The 4,289-nt window shown below is 60.5% G+C and carries 3 protein-coding genes and 2 pseudogenes; all 5 read left to right on the top strand.

What is annotated here, in order from left to right; all coding sequences use genetic code 11:
- A partial coding sequence (locus tag ACN4F8_RS11945) for a DUF1173 family protein (protein WP_419473803.1) occupies nucleotides 1-989 on the top strand: 989 nt, incomplete at its 5' end.
- A 354-nt stretch (nucleotides 990-1,343) separates the two neighbouring features.
- A pseudogene (locus ACN4F8_RS11940) lies at nucleotides 1,344-1,475 on the top strand (hypothetical protein); the annotation flags it as partial.
- 63 nt (nucleotides 1,476-1,538) lie between these two features.
- Nucleotides 1,539-1,845, top strand: a pseudogene (locus tag ACN4F8_RS11935) (transposase domain-containing protein); the annotation flags it as partial.
- The gene (locus ACN4F8_RS11930; protein WP_419473802.1) at nucleotides 1,842-2,336 is read left to right on the top strand and encodes a hypothetical protein; all 495 of its coding nucleotides are present in this window, start codon (nucleotides 1,842-1,844) and stop codon (nucleotides 2,334-2,336) included. The pseudogene ACN4F8_RS11935 and the gene ACN4F8_RS11930, both read left to right, overlap by 4 nt.
- A gap of 364 nt (nucleotides 2,337-2,700) precedes the next feature.
- Nucleotides 2,701-3,744: a porin gene (locus ACN4F8_RS11925; protein WP_419473801.1), complete on the top strand. Its 1,044-nt coding sequence runs from the start codon at nucleotides 2,701-2,703 to the stop codon at nucleotides 3,742-3,744.
- Nucleotides 3,745-4,289 lie beyond the last annotated feature (545 nt).

The raw sequence follows: 4,289 nt of genomic DNA, 5'->3' as shown, positions 1-4,289 counted from the left end.
TTGCGATGGGTTTGTGGGAGGAAGCGGACCTGTGCCGCTGGCACCCCAGCTGGACCCGCGACTGGGGCCGCGTCCGCTACCAGCTCATGCGCGTAGCGCACACGCTCGAAGTCAACGGCGTTGCGATGGAGGAGTTTCTGTTCGTACCGCGGCGTTTTAGAGAAATTGCGCGCGAGCAGCTCAACGCCGACTGGCGGGTATTCATAGCCAGCCTAAGCATGGGGCGCCAGGATGCGACCCGACCGCTGCGCTTGCTGGTTGCACCCGTTCGCAGCTTCTCGGTCTCTGCCAATCAGCTACCCGTCATGCACCTGCGCCACTTGCGCCACTCAGTGGGCCTGTCGGACGCCGCGTTGAATTTCCTGCGCAATAACTGCAGCACAGCGCTGGGCTATCTGCAGGCGAACGACGACGAGGCGCGCATCAACAAGGCGATCGAGGGCAATGCAGCGATTCCCTATGGCAAGCGCAGCCCGGAGGTCATGGGCTTCTTCCTCGCCGAGGTGAACAAACGTGGTGGCGTGTTCGCCCGCGCCACCTGGTTGATGAACGTCCACCCCCGCAGCTTCATCCCGGCGAACAACCCCAATGCAGTGCTGCTGGTCGATGCGCTGCTGGACAACGGTCATGCCTTCCAGCGCAACCTCACCGACGTGCAGCCCATAAAGAAGGTCGCACCCGACTGGCTGGTTCGTCATGTGGTTGGTCCCAACGGTCAGACCGTGGCTCGCGCTGCGCTCGATGTGCAGGAACGGGGCAGTTCCCCCGAATACCTGCAGACCCGCCACGCCATGGCCGCATCGCTCGCAGCCAAGGGCGTGCCCACCTGGACGTGGGTTCCCGATGGCAGCTGGGCCGAGCGCCGCGTGCCAGCGCTGCCCCCCAGAGACGAGCAGGCTACCGATGAGGCGCAGCGCCGTTTGCAAGAGATCAGCACCTGTGCTGATGCCGACTATCAGTTCGGGCCTAGCCCGCGGTTTTCTACCTGAAAGGAGAAACCCATGCAGATGAACACCCCCAGTCCTCTCGCCGTCGACGAATCCCCGTTCCCGCCGCCGAACGCCGTGCCGCACTTCCTTACCGTGCAATCCGTGAGCGAAACCGCATCAATGAGCGACTAAAGCGACGAATAGCCTCGGGTGCCAGCAGCGTCGGCGACCTCAGTGGTTAGCCTCGCGCCAGCGACATCAAGGCGTGATCTGCCTGTGCGCACCCTGAACCTGCAGGCCGGTACTGGCGTGGCGCCAAAGGCCGCTACCCCAGCTGCTGCAGAAGCAGCGGTCTGCAACTTTCCCGCAGGGGTGATCTGCGAGAGCGAGCGATTCCCATGTGACTTGGCCGTGATGGGCAGCATCAAGGGCAAGGTCGCTTTGAGCGGTCAGTCCAAACTCGTGATCGCCGCCGGCGGCAAAGTCGAAGGCAAGATCGTGGCCAAGAGCATCAGCATCGACGGTATCGCCAACGCGAAGATCGACGCCAGCGACGGTCTGGTCAGCTTCGGCGAGAACGCAATGTGCACCGGATCGATCCAGTACACGCTCGGCCACTGGAGCGCGCTGGCGCACTACCCCGAGGACCGCGCAGTCGCGATCGACAACAACCACCTTGAGCGGCAGATCAAGCCTTGGGCAATGGGGCGCCGGGCATGGTTGTTCGCCAGTAGCGAACTCGCTGGCCAGCGTACGGCCATGGTGATGAGCCTTGTGAAGTCGGCGCGGCTCAATGGACACGATTCCATGGGCATACCTGCGCGACGTGCTGGCACGCCTGCCGACGCAGCGCAGCAGCCAGATCGTGGACTTGCTACCGCACAGATGGCAAGCGGCATCCGACGCAGCACCATGACCTTGCTCACGCAGGACGTTATGGTCCAGGCAACTATCGACGTCAAACGCATGAGCGCGCAACAGAAGGTTGAGCTGACTGATGAAATCTACGTCCAGCAGCCGAATCTGCTGGCCTCCATCCTCGTGTTGCCTCGCTACGGGGTCGACATGCAGCTGCTTGAGGAGCCGATCCGCGTCCTGCTCGTCGCCTTCCAGGCCATGAAGCACTGCGGGCATGCCTTGCCAACGATCTCTGAGGACGTCCAGGAAACCTGCTTGCGGCGTCTGACGGCGACGTTGAAGTTCTCCGAGGGCGTGCCGCCAGATTTCTTCGTGCAGATGATCACGCAGTATGCGTCGACCACCCCGAGCGCTATCTCCTGGCATTCGTATACGGCCACCTTGGCCAGCACGACCTGCTGCGCGTGTGAACCGACGCCGAGAAGTACTTGCTGCTGGCCTGCCTCAACCTCCTGGAGTGCGTGGCCTACATCGGTGCAGTCCAAATGACCCTGGTGCGGCCGGTCAAGATGGGTTGACCGGACGCTCACGATGAGAAGGTCGAGTGTTCGATTCATCTCTCCGGTACCACGTCAATCAATGAAAGCCCGCTGTGAAAGCTGTAGCGGGCTTTTTGTTGGTCTCGCACTTGTCTTTACGTGATGGTTTGCTCGCGCGCTGGCCTCATCGCGATTCATGACAAACAAGTGAATAAAGCTGAATGTGCAGTCGGCGTTGTAAATTAGTAAAAACCCGCAAAAAACTGAGGGTGGTTCACAGGCTCGTGGTGTTTCTTGCTCACAATAGCGGGGTCGCCCTGCATACGGTAGGGGGCATAAGTAAAACCTACCTCATTCCATTGGAGTAAACTATCATGAAAAAGAGCCTCATCGCTCTAGCCGTTTTGGCTGCTTCCGGCGCCGCCCTGGCGCAATCGTCTGTCACCATTTACGGACGCCTTGATGCGTCGGTGGGTTCTGCCAAGGTGGGCCCCATCGTCGGCGGCGTTGGCCCCGTCAGCAACACCCAACTGTTCAACAGCAACATTTCCAGTAGCCGCTTGGGCTTTCGTGGTGTTGAGGACTTGGGTGGCGGCTTGAAAGCCATCTTTGGTATCGAGACTGATTTGCAAGTCGACGCGCCAACGAGCACCACCTTGGGTAGCCGAGCTGCGTTCGTCGGCTTGTCCGGTGGGTTTGGTACCGTCAAGCTGGGTCGTCACGACACCTCGTTTGATGACATACGCGACCTCTCTCTCAGCGCAAACATGTTTGATTCACCAAATATGGTCTCGACCGAAGCCATCATCGGCAACACCGGGAACGGTCCCGCCGTGCCAGCTTTTCAAGGTGTGGGTCAGATCGCCGACTACGGTGATCGCGCTAGCAACCAGATCCGTTACGAGTCGCCTTCTTTCGGTGGCTTCTCTGCTGGTGTGAGCTACGGCTTTGACGAGGCCCCAAATCCCGTCAAGCAAGAGGTCACGGCATTCAACCTGCGCTACAAGGTAGGTAACCTGGATGTGGGTTACGGCTACCAGGAAAACTCCAACGAAGCGGCTGCCAGCAACCGTGAATACAACACTCTGGGCGCCGCGTACGACTTCGGCAGCTTCCGCGTCTCCGGCGGCTGGAACCAAGCGAAAAACAAGGCGTCTCTCAAGTCCGACACCTACAGCATCGGCGCGATCGTGCCGGTGGGCGCCATCGACTTCTCGTTGGGTTACAGCACCGCCAAAGCCAAGCAGGGCAGCGCCACCTTCGAAAAGGGTGATGCCTTCTCTGCTGGTGTGTTCTACAACATGTCCAAACGCACCCGTCTGTACGGCGCGTTGACCACCGGCGACATCGAGAATGCAGCGGGCACTAAAGTCCGCGAGCGCGAAATCTACGCCGTGGGCGTTGCTCACGTCTTCTGATTCTCAAGCCCTTCGAATCTCGAAGGCTTGTGTACACCCACCGCTCGAAAGGGCGGTGGGTTTTTACATGGGTGCGGCATTGTGTGAGAGGCGCCGGGCTCAGGCAGCCTAGCGTGGTGGATTCCCGTCCATCCCGACGATGCGCAGCGTATTGATCTGCACGCCTTTTATCACCTTCTTGTCGCGCAGGTAGCCCGAGACCACGCCACAGAGCGGCTCGCCTTTTGCGCATTCTTGCACCGAGGGCCAGGACCAGCTTCACCGGGCGGTTGACCTGCAGACAACTCCACGCTTATCCCGCGCAGCTGCCGGTCACCATCGGTCCATTCCGTGGGCGTGCCAAAGCTGCTTTGCGCGGCCAGCTCAGTCGGAAAGGAAATGCCGCGCCCCCCGTACACAGCCTCTTCGTTTCGAGTGATTTCAGTGAAGAGACCATGGTGACGTCTTGCCCTTGTAGGCCAGCAGCCGCAACGCATTCGCCACCACGATCAGCGTCGAACCCTCGTGGAACAGCACCGCCGTCGCGATGCCCAGGCCGAAGATGG

The sequence above is a fragment of the Hydrogenophaga sp. genome, from assembly GCF_048549895.1.
GTDB lineage: Bacteria > Pseudomonadota > Gammaproteobacteria > Burkholderiales > Burkholderiaceae_C > Hydrogenophaga.
This window is presented reverse-complemented; position numbering and strand designations above follow the sequence as displayed.